This window comes from Sorangium sp. So ce367 (assembly GCF_051520455.1).
Classification (GTDB): Bacteria; Myxococcota_A; Polyangia; order Polyangiales; family Polyangiaceae; genus Sorangium; species Sorangium cellulosum_B.
This window is the reverse complement of record NZ_CP150334.1, coordinates 9477771-9500344: the sequence shown is the minus strand read 5'-3', so window position 1 is coordinate 9500344 and position 22574 is coordinate 9477771. Positions and strand designations below refer to the sequence as shown.

Below are 22574 nucleotides of genomic sequence, written 5' to 3'. Positions count from 1 at the left end.
CCTCGCCGCGGGCGGGACCCTCGCCCGCGCGTAGCGCCGCGCTCGGGGCGTCTCGCCTGCAGGGGAACAGGGGCCGCCTCCGAGCGCGACGGGCACCTGCGCCGACGTCTGCGAGGGCAGCTGATCGGCCCATGGCGCCCTTCCCCCATGGGTTTCAGGGATTGAACGTCGCGACGAAGATGTCGGAGCCGCCGGCGTGGGGGATGGGGCCGGTCCCGAAGTCGACCGCCGCGCTCGCAGCCCCTGTGAGGGCGATCACGCCGCTCGGCGAGATCGTGACGCCATGTGCGCTGGCGCCGAAGCCGAGGGTCCAGAGCTCGGCGCCGCTCGGGTCGAGCTTGGCGAGCCCGCCTCCGGCGACGACGATGTTACCAGCGGAATCGAGCGTGAGCGCGTCGCCGAAGGGGATCGAGTCGCTGAACACGTGGGCACCCGCGGCGTCCAGCTTGAGGAGCACGGGGCCGGCGGGCAGCACGCCGCCGCCGAGATCGACGGTCCCGTCCGTGGTGCCGGCCACGAGGACCTCGTCAGCCGCATTGACGGCCACCGACCAGCCCGCCTTCCACGCGCCGCCAGGGGGGATCGACGGATCCGGCGCGAACGGGCGGCTCCAGAGCGCGGCGCCGGTCGGGTCGAACTTGCTGACCGTGAGATACCCTGCGTCGGCCTGCGGTGCGGTCACGGTCAGCGCGTTACCCACGCTGTCGATCGCGAGATCGACGTGGTATTCCAGGGAATTGTAATAGTCCTCCTCGTCGGGAGGGGGCGTGATCCTGTGTTTCCAGAGGACATCGCCGCCAGGGCTCAGCTTTACCAGGTAGGCGCCGTTCGCCCAAAGGTCGGCGTAGACCAGGTAGGTGTTGCCGAGCGCATCGACGGCGATCCGCTCGGGAACGCTGTAGCTGTCGATCACGTCCGACGTGTAGATGGGCGCTTGACTCCAGATGGCCTTGCCATCGCGGTCGAGCTTGGCCACGAAGGCTACGGTATTGTGGTCCGGCTGGAAGGGGGGGAGGCACTGGTTCAACACCCTGGCGACGCCACCCGAGTATGTGCCGGCGAGCAGGAGGTCGCCGTTGCCATCGACGGCCATGACGAGCGGGTGGCCGCTCGTCAGGCGCTCGCTCCAGAGCGGCGCGCCCGATGGATCGAGCTTGAGCAGGAAGTGGCGTCCGGGCGGGGAGGTCAGAGGGCCCGCGCCGAAGTCGATGGTTCCTGTGAAGCTGCCGGTGACATAGGTGTTGCCTGCGGCGTCGCTCGCGATGTTCAGGCCCTCGTCGGCGCCGGTGCCGCCGAACCCGCGCGCCCACGACAGCATGGGGCAACGGGGGTCGCCGTCGCAGTTCTCGTCCTCCGGCGTGGAGCAGAGCTCCTCGGCAGGCGTCACCTCGCCCACGCAGGGGCCGAAGCCGAGGCCGCTGGGCCGGCAGGTCTGCGTCCCCGCAGCGCAGGGGCCGACGCCCCTGGTCCCGGCAGGGCCGGAGTAGCACGCGATGACCGAGCCCGGCACGCACGTCTCGGACGGGTCTCCGCCGCCTCCGCCGTCGCTGCCGCCGCTGCCTCCTCCCTCGCCGCTGTCGCCGCTCGCCGGCGGATTGAATGTGGCAACATAGATATCCCGGCCTTCTGTATACGCGATCGGGCCGGTCCCGAAGTCGACAGGGCCACTCACGACGCCGGTGACGGCGACCGCGCCGTTCGGGGAGATGGCCATGTCCGCTACAGAGGCCGCGAAGTCGCGCGTCCAGAGCTCGGCGCCGCTCGGGTCGAGCATCGTGAGCCCACCCCCGCCGAGGAAGATGTTGTCCGCAGGGTCGACCGCGATGTCGCCGGTGTGGCGGGCGGGCTGGGTGAACACTTCCTCGCCGTCCTGATCCAGCTTGATGACAGCTCCCTCGACCAGCACGAGGATCTCGCCCGCCGAGTCGACCGCCACCTTGCCACGGAAGCCGTAGTCGTCCAATCTCCGGGACCAGAGCAAATCTCCATCCGGAGAGAGCTTTGAGACGTGCGTGTAGAGGGCAATGTAGTTGCCATCGATACCTGCTTCATTCACTGTCACCACGTTGCCGGCGCTGTCGAGCGCGAGGTTCATGTGGAAGCTCGGGCTGCCCGGAGTGCTCCGCCTCCAGAGGACATTGCCCATGGCGTCCAGCTTCACCACCGCTGTCGCGTCGTCCAACCCGATGGCGACGTACGCGTCGTCGAGAGCATCGATGGCCACCTTCGTCGCCCAGGTAGGATGCGAAGGGTAGAAGCGGAATCCATCGCTCCAGATGTGATTACCGTCGGGGTCGAGCTTGGCCATGAATTGCCCGGAACGATCGGCCGGAGCCGGCAGGGCGCACCCGCCGAAGCCGAGGTCCAGGCCAATGCCAGAGAAGTCGTCCTCGTAGTTGCCGGCGATCAGGACGTTGCCGTTTCCGTCGATGGCCAGGGCATCTCCTGTCTCGCGCAAGGGGGTGCCGAAGCGCTTGCTCCAGAGCGGCGCGCCCGAGGGGTCGAGCTTGAGAAGGAAGATGTCGCTGCCACCGGCGCTGGTCAGAGGGCCGGCGCCGAAGTCGACCGTTCCTTTGAAGGCGCCGAGGATGTAGTAATTCCCCATGGCGTCGACGGCGATGGTCGATGTGGGATAGGTGGGCTCGATGCCGAACCCGCGCGCCCAGGCGGCCGGTCGCGGGCAATGAGGGTCGCCGTCGCAGCTCTCGTCCTGCGGCGTGGCGCAGACCTCCGCAGCAGGGGTGATCTCACCCGTGCAGGGCCCGTAGCCGAAGCCGTCAGGACGACAGGTCTGCGTCCCGGCCGTACAGCGCCCGACGCCGTTGGTCCCCTCGGGGCCGGAGTAGCACGCGACGATGGATCCCGGCACGCATGCTGCCGGCGAGCCGCCGCTCCCGGTCGAGTTGCTCTCGTCGCCGCCGCCGTGGCCTGCGGAGCCGCCGCTGCCCGTGGCAGCGGAGCCGCCGCCGCCGCCGTGGCCTGCGGAGCCGCCGCTGCCCGTGGCAGTGGAGCCGCCGCTGCCCGTGGCAGCGGAGCCGCCGCCGTCTCCTGTGGTTGCGGAGCTGTACCCGCCGCCGCCCGCGGCGCCGCCGCTGCTGCTGCTGCCGGGCGCGCTCGGACCGCATTCATTCGTGGGGCCGAAGGCGGCGAGGAGCAGGGCGGCGGAGGCACGCCGGTGAAGCCCGGAAGTCGAACCGATGGACTCGAACGGTCTTGCCATGCCGCCTCCGATGCTCGAGGCAGACGCCGCATTCATGCCGCGACCATCACGGCCGTGACCGGGAGCGCTCACCCCCGCGATGGCCATCGAACAGCCTGCGCGATCGAGCATCAACCATCGTGAGCGTCAACAGACCACTGGGCCCGGGTTGGGCCCATGCCTCCCGAGGGGGTGCGATCCGTCGTCAATTCTACCACGACGTGCTAAGCGCTCGGAGATGGCTTCGGGAATGGGGTTATTGCGCTGCACACCGCTCGCCTTGGTCATCGCCTGCGCGGACGAATCCTCGCGCGCGCCCGTCGACGCGGGCACCGACGCGCCGCCCGCGGGCACCGTCACCGCGCCCCCACCGCTCCCGCGTGAGGCCGCCCTCGACGCGCGCTTCGTGAAGATCACCCTGCACCGCGAGTTCTACTGCGAGGGGGCGAGCTTTGCGGACTTCAATCGCGACGGGGTGACGGATGTCATCGCGGGCCCGGATTGGTACGAGGGTCCAGGGTATGGCACGAGCCATCCCGTGTGGCCGAGGGAAGCCTTCGATCCGCACGGCTACTCGGATTGCTTTTTCGAGTTCCCCTACGACTTCGACCACGACGGGTTCACCGACGTCCTCGTCGTCGGCTTTCCGGGTGCGCCCGCGGCTTGGTACCAGAACCCGCGCGACGGCGAGGCGCTCTGGGCTCGTCACGACACGCTGCCGTGGCCGATCGACAACGAGTCGCCCCTGTTCGCCGACATCACCGGCGACGGCGTGCCCGAGCTCGTGCACATGTCGGGGGGCGTGCTCGGAACGTCGTCGCCCGGCGTGGACCCGACCGAGCCGTGGGTCTTCCGGGCGCTCACCGAGAATCGGGGGTACGGCGCGTTCACGCACGGCCTCGGCGCAGGCGACGTCAACGGGGACGGCGCAAGCGACTTGGTCGAGGCGAGCGGCTACTTCACGCGGAGCCCAGGGTCGCCCGACGGCTTGCCGTTCACGCGCGTCGAGCAGCCGTTCGGTGCCGGGGGAGCGCAGATGCCGGTGGTCGACGTGGACGGCGACGGGGACGCGGACATAGCGACCACGCTCGCCGCTCACGGCTACGGGCTCTCCTGGTTCGAGCAGGTTCCGAACGCGGCCGGCGCCGCGTTCGTGGAGCACGTCGTCGTTCCGGGGACCCCACCCGATGCCGCGTCGAGCGTGTTCATGCACGAGCCGCACGCGCTCGCTCACGCCGACATCGACGGTGACCGGCTCCAGGACCTCGTGAGCGGCGAGCGCTTCTGGGGTCATGTGCCTGCCGGCATGCCGGACTTCGACGCGCCGGCCCGGCTCTACTGGTTCGAGCAGGCGCGAGCGGCGGAACGCATCGACTTCCAGCCCGCTCTCATCGACGACGATTCGGGGGTAGGCACCCAGCTCACGGTCGCGGACGGCAACGGAGACGGCCGGCCGGACATCGTCATCTCGAACAAGAAGGGCGCTTTCGTCTTCCTGCAACGCTAGAGCGACAAACGGGTTGAAGCCGCACGCAAGCAGCGAGAAGTCGAGACGCCAAGAGACGCCGAGAGACGCCAGAAGACGCCAAGATATGATGGTTTTTGGGGTGTCTTTCCTCTCGCGAGCGCTTCACCGGACCTCGCGGAGCCTGTCTCCGCCAGCGCCGGGCGCGGGTCGCCGCGATCATGGCGGGCACGAGATCGAGAGGCGCGGGCGTCCCGCCGACCTCACGCGTCCCGTCGCTCGCCGGCTGGCCGTGCTGGTGTCCGTCCGGCCCTGACGCGCTCGCCGGATCCTGCCGGGACGCCGGCGGCGCATGGATTTCATCGCGTGTCCCGTGGAGCGCCGCAGGTGACCGGAGGTCGTCTGAGTCCGGCATCCGTCCATGCGACGTCTCGTTCCTGTCAGGTGGAACCTGACGCGCATCCATCGCCGTGCGGCGCCTGCGCCTCGCTGTGCGATGCGACGCCACCGTGAGGTCGCTCCTCGGCGGCGCGGCCGAGCACGAGGCGGAAGGCGAGCGCCGGTGGACAGCGAGAGCGGTGCGGCAGTAGGACAAGGTATGGCGAAGCGGAAGGGCGCGAGATGGCTGTGGGCAGGGTGGGCGCTCACGGCGGGCGGGTGCGGGTGGTTGGCGGGGCTGGAGCCCAGCTACTACGTGGTGGCGGAGGGCAGCGGCGGGAGCGGAGGAGGCGCAGGCGGCGAGGGAGGCGGCCGGAGCGGGAGCGGTGGAGCTGCCGGGACCGGCGGCGAGGCGAGCGGCGGGAGCGGAGGAGCCACAGGCGCAGGCGGCGAGGCAGGCGGCGCTGGGCCTGGCGGGAGCGGCGGAGATGGCGGAAGCGGCGGAGACGGCCTGAGCGGCGGAGATGGCGGGAGCGGGGGAGACGGCCTGAGCGGCGGCGACGGCAGGAGCGGCGGGAGCGGCGGAGACGGCGGGAGCGGCGGAGACGGCGGAGACGTGGCGTGTACGCCCGGGGGGAACGAGTGCGTGGACCAGGCGTGCGTGGAGGGGAAGTGTCGTGGGGAGTGCAGACCGGAGCTGGTGCGGTGTACGGCGACGGACAACCGGCCGCAGCGCTGCGATAAGCGCGGGGAATGGGAGGATGCGGCGCCGTGTGGAGGGGCAGCGCCAGCGTGCGACCGAGGGAAGTGCGTGCCGCGGAGCTGTGTCGGGCTGACGGAGACGTGCGGTCCTGGGCGCAACGAGAGCTGCTGCGCGACGGGCGCGGCGATACCCGGGGGAACGTTCAACCGGAGCAACGGCGCGGCGTATCCGGCGACGGTGAGCGGCTTCTTGCTGGATAGGTACGAGGTGACCGTGGGACGGTTCCGGAAGTTCGTGGATGCATATCCAGGGAGCAAGCCCAGGGCACGAGCAGGAGAGCACCCGAAGATCCCGGGGAGCGGGTGGGACGCGACGTGGGACAGCCGCCTGCCCGCCGGTGCGGACGCATTGAAGACCGCTGTGAAGTGCGAGTCGACCTTCAATACATGGACGGATGGCCCCGGCGCGAACGAGCACCTTCCGATGAACTGCCTGGACTGGTACGTCGCGTTCGCGTTCTGCGCGTGGGACGGAGGCCGGCTGCCGACGGAGGCGGAGTGGAACTACGCGGCGGCGGGAGGCGGCGGAGCGGACGGGCAGCGGGTGTATCCGTGGTCGAAGCCGCCGAGCTCGACGACGATCGACAGCACGTACGCGGTGTATGGCTGCGTGCCCGAGGGTTCGTGCGCGTTCAGCGATGTTCAGGCGGTCGGGTCGAAGTCGCCGAAGGGGGATGGAAAGTGGGGGCAGGCGGACCTGGGCGGGAGCCTGTGGGAGTGGGTCTTGGATTGGTACGAGAACCCGTACGACCCGTCGTGCGATGATTGTGCAAATTTAGCCCCCTCCTCGGACCGGGTGATCCGCGGCGGGAGCTTCTACGTCAATGCGTCGGAGCTGGTCTCCTCCTTCCGCGACGACTTCGACCCGGCGCGCCGCAGCCGCGGCATCACGGCCCGGTGCGCGAGGACACCGTAGATTGAGAGGGCAAGCTCGGCTCCTCCACACGAGCGCCAAGGAAGCCATCCACGTTGATACCGAACGGCCTCATGGCTGGGGGACGACCTCGCTCGTGGGGTTGCCGTCGATGTCGCCGACCACGTTGTTGGACCAATCAGCGTACGTACACGTCGCGCACGACGTCGTGTAACCCCAGTGGCTCGGGCCGAAGACGTTGTTGCGCAGGATCATGTCCTTGCCGTTCTCGGGGTAGAAGTCATAGGCGCCGAGCGAGACGAAGTTGTCGTGGACGTCGTAGTCCTGCAGCGTCGAGCCGTCGACGCTCTGGGTGAAGAGCACGGCGGTGATGGCTTGCCAATAGTTCGGCACTTCGTTGCCCGTGGCGGCGTCGACGCCCGGCTCGAGTCGGTTGCGGCTGATTTCGAGCGGGCCGCTGCCCCCGTACGGGAAGACACTGCCCGTATGCGCGAGAGAGGGGTCCGCCAGGTGCGCGATGTAGTTGTCGTGCAACCAGCTCTGCTTGATGATGGTGTTCTGGCCGCAAAGGCACATGCCACCGGTGTTGGCCACGTCCACCCGGGTCAACCGGATGGTGCACGTCGCGCAGGCGTTCACGGCATGCTCGGTAAGGGCGGCGTTCGTACCTCCGAGACCGACCGGCTCGGGGCGAATGGTGGTGTCGGCGCGGGCGAGGTGCGGCGGGATGCCGCCTCGTTCCACGCCTCGAACGCGGCCGTTCCAGATCGCCGCCTGGCGCCGCTCCGGGTAGCGCAGCATACTCTCGACGTCATTCTTGAGCGTCGCGGGCGGATTTCGTACGCCCGCCTCCGGGCCTGCCGCTCCGGCTGTCCCTTTACCGGCTTCAGCCCGGTGCCCCCATGAGTCTGCTCGGAGACGCCGTCGCCGAGCCTGGCACGCCGCGATCACAGGCCCCGTCACGTTGATTGCTGACGAACGCTGGCTCCTGGCGGAGGCGGACTCCGCCGGCGCGAGCGATCGTCTGAACAGAATCATGATGTGGAGGCAGAATGAAGAAGAGAGAACTTGGTCATCAGCTTGGTCTCGCGGCGTGCGCGGGCGCCGCGCTCGGGCTCTTCACGGGCTGCTCGATTGAAGGCGCGTCGGACGAGCCGATCGAGGCGCTCGGGTCGCATTCGTCCGCGATCGTCGGCGGCGAGCTCGCCGAGGCGAGCCCCTGGGCCGTCCAGGTCTTCGACGTGCGCGGGAGCACCGGCGACTTCTACCAGTGCACCGGCACCCTCGTCGCGGCGCGCTGGGTGCTCACCGCGCAGCACTGCATCGCGGACGAGGGCGAGACGTCGGCGGTGCGCGTCGGCAGCAACACGTACGGCGCCGGCCAGCGCATCGCGGTCGACGCCGTCGAGGTGCCCTCGGCCGCCGCCGACATCGTGCTGCTCCACCTGACCGCGGACGCCAGTGGACCGTTCGTCCAGCTGGCCGAGTCGACGTCGGTCGCGGTCGGCAGCGACGCGACGGCCTACGGCTGGGGGAGCGAGGGCACGCCGCTGGTGATGGCGCCGTCGCTCAAGAAGGCGACCGTCCACATCGACGGCTGGTACTCGGTCGAGGAGCTCCTGGCGACGGGCGTGACGGGCGCGGGCTGGAGCGGCGACTCCGGCGGCCCGTGGTTCGTCGATGGGCGTCAGGTCGCCGTGTTCTCGGCTTCGAACGGGCAGAACGGCACGAACCTGCACGCGAAGCAGCTCGGCGTCGACGTCGCGCGCCACCGCGCCTGGATCGACGCCACGATCGCCGCCGGCCCCACCGTCCACCCCAGCAACCAGGTGGTGCTCCACGATCTCTCGAACTTCTCCGGCGTCTCGCAGGGCTTCGGGATCGGCCGCTACGACCTCCCGAACCTGACGATCATCGGAGACAACCGCGCGAGCGCCATCAGGGTCCCCGCCGGGCTCCGGGTCACGGCCTTCATGCACGGCAGCTTCGGGGGCGAGGCGCGCGTCTTCACCTCGGACACGGATCTCGTGGCCGCGGGCTTCAACGACACGATCTCGGGCATCGTCGTCTCGAACGCCTCGGACCCGCAGCTCGACGTGGTCACCTTCTACGAGCACGCCAGCTACTCGGGCCAATCGGTCATCTACGGCGTCGGCTCCAGCTACTTTATAAGCACCCCATGGGACCAGAGGGTCAGCTCCGTCCGCGTCCCCTCCGGCTTCCAGCTGACGCTCTACAACGGGCTCTGGCGCTACTCGGCCGAGTGGCGCGTCCTCACGGCAGACGCGAACCTCGCCTCCCACACCTTCGACAACCAGACCCGGAGCTTCCTTATCGAGCGCCTGTAGGAACGAGCGAGCGCGCGGAGCGGCCAGCGCTCCTCGCGTCGCGTCGCGAGGCGAGCGCCGAGTCATCCCCACGCCGGCCGCGCGAGGCCAGGACAGCGCGCTCTCGCGAGCCTTGCTCAGGTGGCCCCTTCCGGGCATAGTGCAACGAATCGTTGCATGAGTGACGCCAACCCATGAATACGCCACTGCCGCTACCTGGAGCGGAGCGGACCGACGGATCCTCCGTCCAGATCGGCGCTCTCGTTCCGCTGACTCGGCCCGGCTGGGTCGAGGCAGGCCGGCACTTGCTCGCTGGACTCGAGCTGGCCGTTCGCGAGGTCAATGACGCCGGCGGGATCGTCGGAAGACCCCTCGAGCTGGTGGTCCGAGACACCGCGGCTGATCCACAGAGGGCCGCGGCGGCCGTCGATGATCTGGCTCGCCTGGGCGTGGCTGCCTTGGCGGGGGAGTATCACAGCGTCGTCGCTCGCGCCGCTGCCGGCAGGGCCGACGCCCTCGGCCTGCCGTTCCTCTGCTCGTCAGCGGTCCTCGACGCGCTCACCGAACAGCCAGCGGAATGGGTCGCGCGCCTCGCCCCGGCGCAGTCCCACGGCTGGCGGATCTATGCGGACTTCCTCCTCCGCGCGGGCCACAGGCGCATCGCCGTGGCGGCCGATTCGAGCGTCTACTGGGCGTCTGGGGCCCGCGTTCTGCGGGACTACCTCGCTCCACGCGGCGGCGCCGTCATCGAGCTCGACATGCGCGCGCTCGCCCCCTCGGCCGTGTGCGACGAGCTCGTCGACAATCGCGCGACAGCCCTCCTTCTTCTGGTCGGCTATCCTGAGCCGGCGGTGTCGATCGTCAAGTCTGTCCGCCGCGACAAGCGCCTCGCCGAGATCATGATGGGTGCTCCGGCCGGGCAACCGGAGTTCGCCGGATGGGCGACGTTGCTGGGCGCCGACGGCGCCGCGATCCCGTTCTTGCGCTACCTGCCCGAGCGGCTCAGCTCGCTCGGTGCCCGGGTCGAGACGGCTCTGCGCGAGCGGCTGGCCGAAGCGCCCTCCTTCGTCGCCTTCGAGGGCTACGACACGGTCGCCGTCCTCGCCGATGTGCTGCGCTCTCACGACGCGGACCGGGCGCGCACTGCTGGATCCTGGGCGCGCGTCGCCGTCGAAGGCACCCGCGGGCAGATCCGGTTCTCCCGCACGCCAGGCATCAGCGTCTGGCAGTGGGCCTGGCCGCCAGTCCAGGTCGTTGATAGAGATCCGGCGGTCCCCGATCGCTTTCGGCTCCTTCACGCCGGCGGAGACAGCACAGCGAGAAGTTGAGACGCCAGGAGACGCCAAAAGACGCCAAAATTTATTTTTTTCTGGCGTCTTCTGGCGTCTTTTGGCGCCTTGGCGTCTCATTTCTCTGGTTTTCAAGCTGATCGGTGTTCCACGCTGGGCCGCCAGGTGCCGTGGAACCCGAATGGCACGCGGTGCGGCAAGCGGGCGACCGCGACGGGGCCAGCGGGAAGGCGCATGGCATCGAACACCAGCAAGTCGCTGCGCTTCGCCTGTTCACGCCAGGCCACGGCGAGCAGCCAGCCGTCGCCCTCGGCCGCGTCCTCCGCGCGCGGCACGAACACCGGCTCGGACACCACGTCGCCGTGCGGCAGCGTGTGAATGCTGCGTTCGCCGGTGTCGAAGTCGAATCGGGCAAGGCTGTTGTAAAGCACGCTCTCCGAGTCGCCTCGTGCGCGCGAGGTCGCATGGCAGGTGGTGAAGCCGTAGCGGTTGCGCCGCCCCGTGTAGCGCTCGTCGATCCGTGGAAACTCCGCCACGAGATCGTCGAGGTAGTCACGCCGGAAGCCGGCGCCTGCATCCGCCAGATCGAAGGTCCAGCGGCACAGGCGAGCGGCCATCGCCTCGGGGTCGCCGGGGCGGCCCTCGGCGTCGGGCAGGCCGGGCGCGGTCTCCGACTGCATGACGTAGGCCACGATGGTGTCGCCGTCGTCCCAGGCGTTCATCACATGGAACATGTGGCAGGCGTCGGTCTGGAACCAGCGCAGCGTGTCGGCCGCGCTCCCGCGCTTCATCACGCCGACGTGGGTCCGCAAGCCTGCATCCCAGGCCAGCAGCGGCCTGCCGCGCATGGCGCGCTCCACGCTGAGCGTCAGCGGCGTGACGGGAAAGAGCACATGCCCGCGCGTCACCATGAAGTCGTGCACCATGCTGGCATACGGCGCTGTGAACGACTGCAGCTGCGTGACCTCGCAGCGCGTGTCCATCACGCCATAGAGCATGCTCGGCGAGCAAGGGCCGTCGGGCGAGTACGCGAAGAAGTGCAGCTCGCCGCTCTCGGGGTCGATCTTGGGGTGCGCGGTGCAGCGCGAGGTCACGCGGCCGCCGAAGCTCTGGTGCCCCCTGGAAGCCAGCGTGCCGGGGTCGAGCTCGAAGGGCTGATGCGACTCTTCGAGCGCGAACAGCCGATCGCCGTGCCAGAGCATGCTGGTGTTGGCCGTGCCGCCGTTGCGGCCCCGCGCCAGCGGGTCGCTCGTGGCCGGGTTTCCGAAGGTGCCGAAGAGCGCGCGCCCGGCTTCGTGCTCGAGCTGCCACTTCGGCGTGCGCGCCCAGCGGTTGCGGTACGACACCTTGCCGGCGCCGATGTGGAATGCATGCACCATGCCGTCGCCGGAGAACCAGTGGTAGTCGTCGTCGCGCGGCGTGTACTGCGGGTTCGGGCCGACACGGTACAGGCTTCCTTCGAGCTCGGGCGGCAGGGTCCCCTCGATCTCGAGCGCCGCGATGTCGTGCTCCTCGCGGAGCGGCGCGTAGTTGCCGGTAAAGAAATGAGGATTCTTCTGCGTTCTTGCGTTCACGTGAGGCCTTCGGGATTCAATTCATTCAGGAGGTCGATGTGGCGCCGAGCCGCGCGATGGCTCGCCCGACATAGTCGGCCAGCGCCGCGTCGACGCCCGAGCCTGCGCGCAGGGCCGGGTCGTGGCGGAATGCGGCTTGCAACTTCGCGTCCAGCGCGGCGTCGCCGCCGGCCTTGGCCAGCGACAGCGCCTGCCAGCGCAGCGCGAGAGCGCGCACGGCTGCGCCATCGGCGGGCGCATCTGCCGCCATCTGTCGCCGAAGCTCGGCGATGAGCGGCGGCCATGCGTCGGTCTGCGCAACGTAGTGCCGGCGTAGCGTGGCCATGTCGCCGGCGCTGCAGTAGGGCGCGTAGAGCTGAAGACGCGCGAAGGCCATCGCATGCGAGATGTACCGGATGCCGGCGCGGTCCACGCCGGTCAGCGCGTGGAGCGCCGGCTCGTTCCAGTGCATGGCGTAGAGCTTCATCAGCAGGCCTTCGTCGCCGCCGGCCTCTTCGAGCAGCAGTTCGATCCAGCGTCGCGCGAGAGCCTGTGCCTGCGGGCTCTCGGGCGATGCGCCGGCCGCGACCAGCTCGTGCAGCCTCGCCGACAATCCGGCGCGCTCGGGCGCCACAGCGCTGGTGAGACCGTCGCGCTGCGCTTTGAGCGTGCGCTGCTCGTCCTCGCTGAAGTACTTCGAGCCCGCGACCATGCTTTCGAGCGCCACGAGCCAGTCGTCGACGCCGGGCTCTTCGTTGGCCTGCAGTTGACCCTGCACGGCGAGCAGGTGGGTGCGCAAGGCGGACGCTTGCAGGATTTCGCGGTCGAGCTGCGCCACCTGCCGGGCCACCACCTCCGAGAGCCCGCCGGCCGCCTTGTCGAGCACGTCCTGGATGTCAGCCAGCGACAGATTCAGGCGCTGCAGCGCCTGGATGCGGTACAGCCGGGCGACGTCTTTGGGGTCGTACAGGCGATAGCCACCCATGGACCTTCCGGACGGCACCAGCAGGCCAATCTCGTCGTAGTGCCGCAAGGCGCGAACGGTCAGCCCGGTGCGGCGGGCAAGCTCGCCAATCTTCAGCAACATGCCTTTCCTCTCGAGTTGAAGGGATCCTAGACCCTCCCGTTGCGAGAGGGTCAAGCGGGTTTCTCCGGGGTGGGCGCTCGTTGTTGTCCAGGCCCACGACCCGACCGACCAGCACGCGCTGCCTGCTGGCGAAGCGCGCAACCTCGATGGCCTGGCCCCCGGATCGGCGCCGAACGGATGATCCTCGGTGTGAGATGGCTCACGCCTCCGCGAACCATCCCTTCATCACGTACGGCCACGCTGCACGCGCTGGTTGACCTAGAGAACCTTACATGACCGCCTCGGTCGGCGGAATCGCACCGGCCCAGCATGGACGGACGCGCGCGGTCGAGGCGCGGGCCATGGGCAGCTTGGCCACGGCGGGATCCAGCCCCGTGGAATCAACCGTTCTCTGGTCACCAGACGTTCCGGCGCGCCGCCGCACGGCGCCGTTGCGCTCCACGAACCCGCCCGGTACCCTCGGGGGAAAAATGACGTCCACCGCGCCGCAGGGCTGCTGCGAGAGGAGCCATGTCGACAGTTCGGCGCGCCCTCCGACCAGAGGCCTGCCTCCCGCCGCCGCTCCCTCCGGTCCGATGAACAAACGGCGCGGCGCCCCGTCCCCCCTCCGAGGCATGTCGCACTGAGCGGCGCGCACCGACATGCCAATCAAGCACCACGCCAGGGCCGAACGCCGTGGCTTCGCAGACCGATGAAAGGAGTTCTGACGACATGAAGAGGTTCTTGGCTCTTTTTGCCGCCCTGGGTTGCTCCCTCGCCACTTCGCTCGCGCTCGCGGATCCTCTCCCTGTGACCGGCCAGTGGCGGACGATCGATGAGCAGGGGGTCGAGCAGTCGGTGGTCGAGATTTACGAGAAGGGCGGGAAGATCTTCGGCAAGATCGTGAGCCTGAAGCAGCCGCTCGACGAGAAAGGGAAGCCGAAGATCTGCACCGCCTGTGAGGGCGCCTACAAGAACAAGCCCATTCTGGGGCTCGTCATCATCTGGAACATGGTCCGCGATGACGACGAGTACGATGACGGTACGATCCTGGATCCGAACAACGGCGAGACCTACAGCTGCAAGCTCGAGGCGATCGAGGGCGGGAAGAAGCTGAAGGTGCGCGGCTTCTTGGGCATCTCCCTCCTCGGCAGGACCCAGACCTGGCTGAAGAAGTAAGAGCTTCTCATCCACCAGTCATCGGCCGCGACGTGCGGCGGCCGCCGCGCGACGTGCTACACCGCGGGCTCACGCCGGCCCTCCGGGGCGATCGCCCCCCGAGCATCGATATGACTCAGCCCCAGCCCGACAATCCTCTTCACGGTGTCACGCTCCAGATGATCCTCGAGCACCTGGTCGCGCAGCATGGCTGGGAGCAGCTCGGACGCATGATCGACATTCGCTGCTTCAAGTACGATCCCAGCATCAAATCGAGCCTGCACTTCCTGCGACGGACCCCGTGGGCCAGGCAGCAGGTGGAGGCTCTCTACCTGCGGGACATAGCCAAGCCCAGCCCGTGACCGGCCCGCTCGATCGCACGCCGAGCACCGGGAGCCGGGAGCGGCGCGGTCTCGTCAGGCGCCCGGGGCGCGCACGAACTGCTCGTAGACGACGAGCGTGACCGGCTTGTCGTTGGCGACCTTGACGAGGATGCTCTTGACGCGCAGCCATTCGAGGCCCGTCTTGCCGGCGCCCACGCGCGGCACGCCGATCCGCTCGATCCCCGCCCCGGTGGCGTGCGTCACCATCGCGGCGAGCGAGCGCTCGAGCGCGGCGAGCGAGGGCCTCTTCGTCGCGTTCTCCTGGATCGCGAGGGTGTACACCGTGTCGCCGCCCTCGCTCCAGACGAAGGCCTCCCCGAGCTGGAGCTTCCGCTCGGCGCTCCGCTGCTCGAACGCCGGGAGCAGGCCCGGCCAGCGCTTCTTGAACGTCACGGAGATCCCCGTGTCCATGTTGCCCACGCAGCTCACGCCGTGCGCGTACGCGTGAAGATCCGGGGTGTTGAGGAGATCGCCCTTGGTGAAGATCGTCGGCACGCGGGGCACCCTAGCACTGCCGCGGTCAGTTTCGTGAGATGCCGACGGGCCCGCGAACGCAAGGCGAGGCGCCGCCGAAGCCCCCGCCACCTCGAGCGCGCCGTTCCGGCCGACCCGGTACGTCCGCACCGGCACCCCTCCTACGAGCCGGTCGTGCTCGCTCCAGCGCGCGGCCTCTTCCTCCAGCCCGAGCAGCCGACCGATCGCCTTGTGAACGACCCAGGCCGCCACCTCATCCCCGAGGGCGGGCGACGGTGCGGCTCAGGGGGCCGATGAGCGAGGCGACCACGGCCGCCCGAGGCGACGGATCGGCGCGGCTGGCCCGCGGCCGGCTCAACGTGTCACTGGATCGCCTCCAGTGCGTGCAATTTGTGTTCGGGGCTCACCTTGGCGGGTTCGCCCGTCAGCTCGATCTCCGCCCAGTGCACCTTGCCGGGGAAGCGGTTGTTCCCGCTACCTGCGAAGTCGGGGCACAACGGGCCGCCAGTCTTCTTGCCGACCATCAGGAAGGCGTCCACGTTGAAGATAATCGGATTGGTCTTGAGGATATGGCCCGGCGGCATATCCTTCGGTGTGTAGTTGAGCGGGTCCTCTCCGATGGCCGGGAATGCGACGAGCGTGAGAGGCTTGAAGTCGTTCTCCCTGGGCCACTTGATGAGGAGCTCCACCCTGCCGCCCTCGCCCGTATCCGTGCCTGTGTAGGTGAACTTCATGCGGACCTCGTACGCTTCGGACAGAGGCAGCAGCAGAGATTCGGCTTGGACGTAGTACCGTTCGAGCCCAAGGTAGTTGTAGACGTAAGTAAGCCTTGCGTCTTTGACATAGAGGCCAAAGCCGCCGAAATCGTTGCCCCGGGCGAGGATCACGCCGTTCGGCGCTTCCCCGTGGGGGCCCTCGATCTTTGCCGTGATCATGAACGAGCGGTTGAAGTTGTTGATCACGCACGGGTTGGAGACGAAGCTGCCGTCGACGTACCTCTGCTTCGTGCCGACCGGGGGGGGCGACTGTTCCAGGCGCTCTGTCTTTTCGTCGTTGAGGGGAAAGACGTTATATCGAGCCGCGGTGATCTCGAAGAGGTTCTTCAGCTGCGCTAGCCTTTCGGGCTCCCTCTGAGCGAGGTTGTTTGCCTGGGTCCAGTCCACCTGATGCGGCGACGTCTCGCCCCATGGGTACGTGTAGTAGAGCTCCCACGTATCCTTTTCGTAGTCCGGATTGGATTCGAAGTCCCAGGGCTTCGAGTGGAGGGTGACGGCGGTCCAGCCGTTATGGTAGATGCCACGGTTGCCAAACATCTCGAAGTACTGGGTCGTGCGGAACTCGGGCGCATTCTGCTCTCTGAACGTCCGGAGGAAGCTCGTACCCTCGATGGGCTTCTGGAGCACTCCGTCGACGCTCAACGGCTCCGGCAATCCGGCCGCCTCGAGGATCGTCGGAAGCACGTCGATCACGTAAGTGAATTGGTGTCGCAGCCCCCTGTCGCCCCGGTCGATGTGGCCCGGCCAATGGACGATCATGCCGTTGCGCGTGCCGCCGAAGAAGCTGGCAACTTGCTTGGTCCACTTGTACGGCGTGCACATGGCCTGGGCCCAGCCGATGGCATAGTGATTGTACGCTTCCTTGGTACCGAACTTGTCTATGTTGTCCTTGATGATCGTCTTTTGCTCATCGAGCGGTTTCTGGATGCCATTGAAGCCGATCATCTCGTTGAAGGTGCCCATGAAGGTGCCTTCGGCGGAAGCGCCGTTGTCGCCGAGGATGTAAATGATCAGCGTGTTCTCCATGAGGTGGAGGTCCTCGAGCGTCTTGATCACCCTGCCGACCTCCTCGTCGGTCTGCTGGAGGAAGGAGGCGTAGAGCTCCATCTCGCGGCGCAGGGAATCCCTCATGCCGTCGAACATTTCATCATCCCACTTTGGGACGTCTTCGTTGACCGCCGCCTCCGCGTCCTCTGGAATGAGGCCAAGCGATTTTTGTTTTTTGCAGATCGTCTCGCGCAGCTCGTCCCAGCCCTTGGCGAAGTCCTCGTTGTCCTTGTACTTATCAAGCCAGTCGTCCGGGATCTGGTGGGGCGCATGCGTCGCGCCGGGCGCGAAATAGATGAAGAAGGGCTTGTCCGGCGCCATGGCCTTCTGCTGCTCGATCCACTTGATGGTCTGGTTTGTCAGATCTGTGGTCAGGTGGTAGTCCCCATCGTGAGGCGTTTCGATGTAGGTCGTTCCATCGTAGAGGGTAGGGTAGAACTGGTTGGTTTCGCCTGCCACGAAGCCATAGAACTTCTCGAAGCCCATGTAGGTGGGCCAGTGGTCGAAGGGCCCCGATGGGCCGGTCTCCCAGACGGGCACCTCGTGGCACTTGCCGAAGTGGGCCGTCGAGTAGCCGTTGTACCTGAGGATCTTGGCGATCGAGGCGGCGGTGTTGGGGATCATCGAGGTGTAGCCAGGCGCGCCGGTATACAGCTCGGTGATGCAACCCATGCCGACGGAGTGGGGGTTGCGGCCAGTCAGCAAGGCGGCGCGCGTCGGGCTGCACAGGGCTGTCGTGTGGAAGCGGGTGAATCTGAGTCCGCCTTCGGCGAGCCGCTTGGCTGTCGGGGTATGAATGACCCCCCCGAAGGGCTCCGCGGCGCCGAATCCCACATCGTCGAGCAGGATGAGGAGCACGTTGGGGGCCTTCGAGGGCGGTCTGATCGGCTCGATGGGAGGGAAGTGGGAGGCTGGGTCCTGGGCATTGTACATCACCGGGCCGACATAGGGCCGGTCCGGAATCGGCAGGATTTCGCGCTTGAGAAGGTCTCGATCCAACGGCATGGGTGACTCCTTTCGATGGGAAATTGCTAAGGAATATTCACGATCATTGGAAAGCGTAGAAAGTAATACTGGATGAGGCTCTGGGAGCGCTTGGGAGATTCAGCAGGGGAACGGGAGGCATTGCCACAAGGCTGTTCCCGTCCCCGGATTCAGCGCGCGCGTGCAGCGCGCGGAGGTGCAGCCGGGCGCCTCGGGGCACTCGAGGCCGACGTGCTCCGGACACGCCGTGCCGTCCAGGGTGAAACGCGCCTCGCTGTCCGTGGGGCACACGAGGGGCTGACACGCGGCCGGCGTCGTGCAGGACCGCGCGCCGCCCTGGCAATGACAGGCCGGCCCGCAGTCCGAGTACCCGCCGCAGGTCATCCCACGATTGCGTCGTCAGGGCGCGCTTGCTTTCCTGACAGCGCTGACGTTTCCTGCCGTCCGATCCGCGATCGATCCTGGAGGCGAACCCCCCATGCCCCGCGCGACTCACGAGGACGTGCCCCGCCGGTTCGAGATCCACACCCGCGACCACCACACCGCCGTATCCATATGGGAGGGGCTTTACGGGGAAGTTGACCCCGCGCTCCCGCGCGGTTTCGAGTGGCGCGCCCACGCCGTGGACTTCGGCCCCATCCTCTTCGTCCAGGACCATACCAGCGACGCGATCTACCTGGACGCCCAGGTGGACGCGCCGATGCTCGTCATTCCCGTCCGCGGCAGCGGACGCGCGGCGCTGGGACGCGACAGCGCGACCCTGGGACACGGCGGCGGCCCAGCCATCTTCTCGGCTCACGGCCGCTCGAAGGTGAACTACGACAGCGCGATGGACGTCATCACGGTGCGCTTCGACCGAGGCTATCTCGGCTCCCAGCTCGAGTCGATCACCGGCGAGGTCGTCCGCGAGGACTTCCAGTTCCAGCTCTCGCTGGACTCCCGCCCCGGAAGCGGATCCTACGTTGAGCGACTCTGCCGCTTCATGGCCGCCGAGATCAACGCGGGCACGGACATCGATCACCCCCAGGTGTTCGCCGGGCTGACCGAGTCGCTCTCGCGCGCCCTGCTGCTGGGGCAGCCTCACAACCTCGCTCACCTGTTGGAGCGGCCCACGCCGCCGTCGAGCCGGACGGTGCTCCGGCGGGTCGAAGAGTATGTGGACGCGCACGCCGCCGGGCCGATCAGCGCGATCGATCTCGCCGCCGTTGCCGGGACGAGCACCCGCTCGGTCGAGGCGGCGTTCCGCGCGCACCGCGGGACCTCGCTCGGAACGTTCCTTCGCGATCGGCGCCTTGTCCGCGCGCAGCGGGCGCTGCTCGCCGAGCCGCACCTCACGGTGCTGCACGTCGCGCGCGCCGCCGGCTTCGCCCGGCGCGAGGTCTTCGAGTCGGCGTACGTGCGCGCGTTCGGAGAGCGCCCGGAAGAGACTCGCCGGCGCGGTCTCCTCGCCGCCGGGACGGCGCCCGGCGAGGCGGAGTCGAGCCGGTTCGCGGCGCCTTCCGCCGCCATCGAGCCTGCCACCCTCGCGGCGCGGATGGCGCTCCTCTCCGCGCGAGAGCGCGAGGTCTGCGAGGGCGTCGCGCGGGGGCTGCTCAACAAGCAGATCGCGGGGGAGCTCGGGATCTCCGAGCGGACGGTCAAGGAGCACCGTGCGCGCGTGATGGCCAAGCTGGGGGCGAGGTCCGCGGTGGAGCTCGGGATCCTGCTGCAAAAGGCACGTGAATAGCTTCACACCTACGTCTCCTCGGCGCGACGACCCGTGACGCTGCCCAGGGGCTGAGGTCGCCACCGAGCCCGTTCAGCGCCTCGACGGCCGCCGCGCGCAGCTCGCCGAGCGCCTCGCGCGCCTCGCGCGCCTTGCCGAAGACGGCGCCGTCCCCGGGAGCGCGATGCCGCCCTCGATGGCGGCGGGCCAGATCCAGTCGCCTGTCCTCAGTGGCAGGTCGCGCCCTTCTGCTGTGCCCAGCTCAGGATCTCCGCCTGGCAGGCCGAGTTCTCCGGCCGCTCCCCAGGTGGTCGTCCTCCGCCGGCGTGGGGGTACACCCGTTGAGCATGGTGACGGACTGCGCGCCCAGGAGCGTGAAGAGGGACACGAGGACGAGCGGTGTCTTGCGCTTCATCAGCGATACTCCTTTTCCGGAGGGTGCCGCGCGCAAGCTAGCGATACGAGGTGGGATCGACCATCCGTACCTTGGTACGGCTTGTGGGACCCGGCGAGATGTGGTTCAATCGCGAAGGCGCCGACTTCGTCTTTTCGTCGCTCGCTGCCCGGGTGAGCACCTCGCAGCGCTCATCGACGAGACATGTACACGTCGATCACCGTCCCCCGGCGCGCCGTCCCTGTGGCGTCCGTGAAGGCAAAGGCGCTCCGCTCGCCCTCGCAATTGCCGCGCGCGTCGCAGCGCATGTCGCGGAAGTCGCGGAGATCGATCGACGTCACGCCGAGCGCCTCGAGGGGCGTGATCTCGCTCGGCGCGCTGTTCCGGTCGAGGTTTTTATCCGACCAGACGACCACCCTGGCGAACGCCGGATCCTGCCTGTCGAAGACGCCGTTGCTGTCCGCGTCGAGCTCCCGCAGCGCCTCGAAGCCGTTCTTCGCGAACCCCCCGCTCCCCACCCGCGTGGCCGAGCCGAACAGCTCGCCTCCATCCTGGATGACGCCGTCGCCGTCGCGATCGAGCGCGAGCCAGGGCGTCGCCGAGGTGGGCCAATCGCTCGCGTGGCACACGCCGGTGCCGGTCAGATCGAAGGCGGCGCCCGCCTCGGCGGTGAACTCCACCGCGCGATTGTTGAAGGAGAGCACGAGCGGCGTGAAACAGTCACATTCAACCGATGTGCCGATGTGCCAGGCTGATTCATAATAGGGGCACTGGAAGTCGTTGGTCCTGAGCCCCCAGACCGCCTTGCCGTCGATGTTCACGCACTTTTCACGGCAAAACGCGGTCAGCGTATTGGGATCATCGTCCGTACATTCCCGCTCCTCGCCGATGGCGCATTCGCCGGGCGCCTCGGGGCCGAAGTCAGCCCAGCAGGAGGTCTCCTCTTCTTTCACTTCATCCTGCGCTTGATCGGTTCCGTCCACCACCTCGGCCATGCATCCCCCCACGAAGGCCGTACACGCCGCCAGTACCCCGACCCCAACCGCTCGCCTTGCCATCTCGATGTTCATGATGGCCAGGACGAGCATGCTTTGTGCCGTCCTGAATGTGATGAAATTTTGATATGTTACGAGCCTGCTGTGGCACTTTGTGCCAGGGGTTCGACCCGTGTGTGCCAGTTGGCCGAGGGCATGCGCCAGGACGACGCCGGCCGCCTGGCGGAGCACGACGGTCGCCCCGGCTCAGCGCTTCCTGGAACGCGAGAGGCCCTGGGCGATGGAGCCCACGAGGGTGATGCCCGTCCCGTCAAAGCCCGATGCCACCAGGGAGCGGGCCAGCGCGGGCTGGATACCCGTGATCATGGCGGACGCGCCGAGCAGCCGGATGGTGCGTACCATGTCGATGAGGTGCCTGGCGCCGGCGTCGTCGAGCGCCGCGGCGCCGGTCATGTCGAGTATCACGCGGTCGACCCCGCTGCCGGCGATCGCAGGCAGGAGCCGCGCCGCGATCTCCGCGCTCCGCTCTCGGTTCAGCGCCCCGATGATCGGCAGCGCCAGCGCGCGCTCGCCCACGTCCAGGATGGGCGCGGAGAGGGCGAGGATCTCACCGCGCTGCTGCTCGACGAGCGCCAGCGTCGCGTTCAGCTCGTCCAGCAGGCGGCCGCGCTCCTCGGCGGAGCGCTCCGCGCCTATCCGCGCCGTCTCGTCCGTGTGGTGGAACAAGACCCCCAGGGCGCCCGTCACGGGATCACGCACCGCTCGCCCCTCGATCGCGTGCAGGCGCTCCCCATCCACGGTGCGGACGAGCATCTCTCGCGTCACGATGTCGCCGTCCAGCGCCGCCCTGAGCATCGCGTCCGCCTCGCCGGGCTCACCCAGCCAGGCGCTCCACGTCCTGGTGCGGCCGAACGCCCGCAGCGCCGCTGGGTTCTGCATCAGGAGGTCTCCGCTCGGGTCGACGAACGCGATCATCACGGAGGTGTGGCGCAGCGCCTCGATGCCTCGGACGAGCTCCGGCTCAGGCGCTCCCGCCATGGGAAGCGCCTGGCTCAAGATCGCGAATCGCCCATCGTCGAGCGCGACGCTCGAGGAGTGGAGCGTCACCGTCACCGGCACCCCGCGCGGGTAGAAGGTCCAGCTCTCGCGCACGACGCCCCCCTCGCGCACCTGCGCGGCGAGGGCCTGGAAGCGCGTCCGGATCGGCGCCGGCACCGTCGAGAAATCGCGCGCGAACAGCTCGTCGCGATCCTGCGCCCGCCACAGGTCCAGGCCGGCCTCGTTCACCCAGCAGACCCGCGAGCTGTCCACGTCGAGGACCCACACCGGGATGGCCGACACCTCAAGCCCGGCCAGGCGCTGCGCAAGCTGCATCGGCACCACACTCGCTTATCGGGCTGCGGCGCGCAATAAAAGCCGGTGAGCCTCGTGATGCTCCTCGTAAATTCGGCGTACGTGTTCGTGCTCAAGAGGGGGGCAGACGGCAGTGAGCGGGAGATGTGGTATCAGGGGCGGTGGGCCACGCCCGGGCGACCCGAGGCGGCGCGCGCGCAGCCCAGGCGGACCAGGTACGGCCGTCGTGGCAGGGCGGCCGCGGAGCGGACGCCGGAGCTCGCGGCGGCCCGTCGAGGAGAGCTGGCCGCGGCTGGCGCGGCTACGGCGATCCCATGTCTCGCGCTCATTTCTTTCCCGACGTTGCTCTACGGAATTTCCGCGATGGTGCGGTGAGGACCGCGGCGATAGGT

Annotated in this window: 16 protein-coding genes; 7 read left to right on the top strand and 9 right to left on the bottom strand. The window is 68.4% G+C overall.

Annotation, left to right across the window (positions count from 1 at the left end; translation table 11 throughout):
- Window positions 1-154 precede the first annotated feature (154 nt).
- The gene (locus tag WME97_RS36055) at window positions 155-3220 is read right to left on the bottom strand and encodes a hypothetical protein (protein WP_437544472.1); all 3066 of its coding nucleotides are present in this window, start codon (window positions 3218-3220) and stop codon (window positions 155-157) included.
- A gap of 229 nt (window positions 3221-3449) precedes the next feature.
- Between WME97_RS36055 and WME97_RS36050 the strand changes: the two genes are divergently transcribed.
- Window positions 3450-4706 (top strand): FG-GAP repeat domain-containing protein, encoded by a 1257-nt coding sequence (locus WME97_RS36050; protein WP_437544470.1) that lies wholly within the window; start codon window positions 3450-3452, stop codon window positions 4704-4706.
- A 556-nt stretch (window positions 4707-5262) separates the two neighbouring features.
- Window positions 5263-6720: a formylglycine-generating enzyme family protein gene (locus WME97_RS36045; RefSeq protein ID WP_437544468.1), complete on the top strand. Its 1458-nt coding sequence runs from the start codon at window positions 5263-5265 to the stop codon at window positions 6718-6720.
- Between the two features lie 69 nt (window positions 6721-6789).
- Here WME97_RS36045 and WME97_RS36040 read toward each other — a convergent pair whose 3' ends face one another.
- On the bottom strand, window positions 6790-7479 hold the full coding sequence (locus WME97_RS36040) for a hypothetical protein (protein ID WP_437544466.1): 690 nt from the start codon (window positions 7477-7479) through the stop codon (window positions 6790-6792).
- A 251-nt stretch (window positions 7480-7730) separates the two neighbouring features.
- On the opposite strand from WME97_RS36040, the gene WME97_RS36035 reads away from it, so the two are divergent.
- Entirely contained in the window at window positions 7731-9026 is a 1296-nt protein-coding gene (locus WME97_RS36035; protein WP_437544465.1) for a S1 family peptidase, read from the top strand.
- A gap of 173 nt (window positions 9027-9199) precedes the next feature.
- The gene (locus tag WME97_RS36030; RefSeq protein ID WP_437544463.1) at window positions 9200-10333 is read left to right on the top strand and encodes an ABC transporter substrate-binding protein; all 1134 of its coding nucleotides are present in this window, start codon (window positions 9200-9202) and stop codon (window positions 10331-10333) included.
- Window positions 10334-10425: 92 nt separating this feature from the next.
- Here the strand turns inward: WME97_RS36030 and WME97_RS36025 are convergent, their stop codons facing one another.
- Complete coding sequence (locus WME97_RS36025; RefSeq protein WP_437544461.1) at window positions 10426-11868, bottom strand: carotenoid oxygenase family protein; 1443 nt, start codon at window positions 11866-11868, stop codon at window positions 10426-10428.
- 25 nt (window positions 11869-11893) lie between these two features.
- The gene (locus WME97_RS36020) at window positions 11894-12934 is read right to left on the bottom strand and encodes a MerR family transcriptional regulator (RefSeq protein WP_437544459.1); all 1041 of its coding nucleotides are present in this window, start codon (window positions 12932-12934) and stop codon (window positions 11894-11896) included.
- 711 nt (window positions 12935-13645) lie between these two features.
- Here WME97_RS36020 and WME97_RS36015 point away from each other — a divergent pair.
- On the top strand, window positions 13646-14092 hold the full coding sequence (locus WME97_RS36015; protein ID WP_437544457.1) for a DUF2147 domain-containing protein: 447 nt from the start codon (window positions 13646-13648) through the stop codon (window positions 14090-14092).
- Window positions 14093-14202: 110 nt separating this feature from the next.
- The gene (locus WME97_RS36010) at window positions 14203-14433 is read left to right on the top strand and encodes a VF530 family DNA-binding protein (protein ID WP_437544455.1); all 231 of its coding nucleotides are present in this window, start codon (window positions 14203-14205) and stop codon (window positions 14431-14433) included.
- Window positions 14434-14487: 54 nt separating this feature from the next.
- Here the strand turns inward: WME97_RS36010 and WME97_RS36005 are convergent, their stop codons facing one another.
- Window positions 14488-14949, bottom strand: a complete 462-nt coding sequence (locus WME97_RS36005; RefSeq protein WP_437544453.1) for a macro domain-containing protein — start codon at window positions 14947-14949, stop codon at window positions 14488-14490.
- A gap of 341 nt (window positions 14950-15290) precedes the next feature.
- Window positions 15291-17756, bottom strand: a complete 2466-nt coding sequence (locus WME97_RS36000; RefSeq protein WP_437544451.1) for an arylsulfatase — start codon at window positions 17754-17756, stop codon at window positions 15291-15293.
- Window positions 17757-18213: 457 nt separating this feature from the next.
- Between WME97_RS36000 and WME97_RS35995 the strand changes: the two genes are divergently transcribed.
- Entirely contained in the window at window positions 18214-19461 is a 1248-nt protein-coding gene (locus tag WME97_RS35995; protein ID WP_437544449.1) for a LuxR C-terminal-related transcriptional regulator, read from the top strand.
- Window positions 19462-19702: 241 nt separating this feature from the next.
- On the opposite strand, the gene WME97_RS35990 is transcribed toward WME97_RS35995, so the two are convergent.
- From WME97_RS35990 to WME97_RS35980, 3 genes are all read right to left on the bottom strand, one after another.
- The gene (locus WME97_RS35990; protein ID WP_437544447.1) at window positions 19703-19855 is read right to left on the bottom strand and encodes a hypothetical protein; all 153 of its coding nucleotides are present in this window, start codon (window positions 19853-19855) and stop codon (window positions 19703-19705) included.
- A 170-nt stretch (window positions 19856-20025) separates the two neighbouring features.
- Entirely contained in the window at window positions 20026-21060 is a 1035-nt protein-coding gene (locus tag WME97_RS35985) for a calcium-binding protein (protein WP_437544446.1), read from the bottom strand.
- Window positions 21061-21075: 15 nt separating this feature from the next.
- Window positions 21076-22203 (bottom strand): STAS domain-containing protein, encoded by a 1128-nt coding sequence (locus tag WME97_RS35980; protein ID WP_437544445.1) that lies wholly within the window; start codon window positions 22201-22203, stop codon window positions 21076-21078.
- Window positions 22204-22574: the final 371 nt, after the last annotated feature.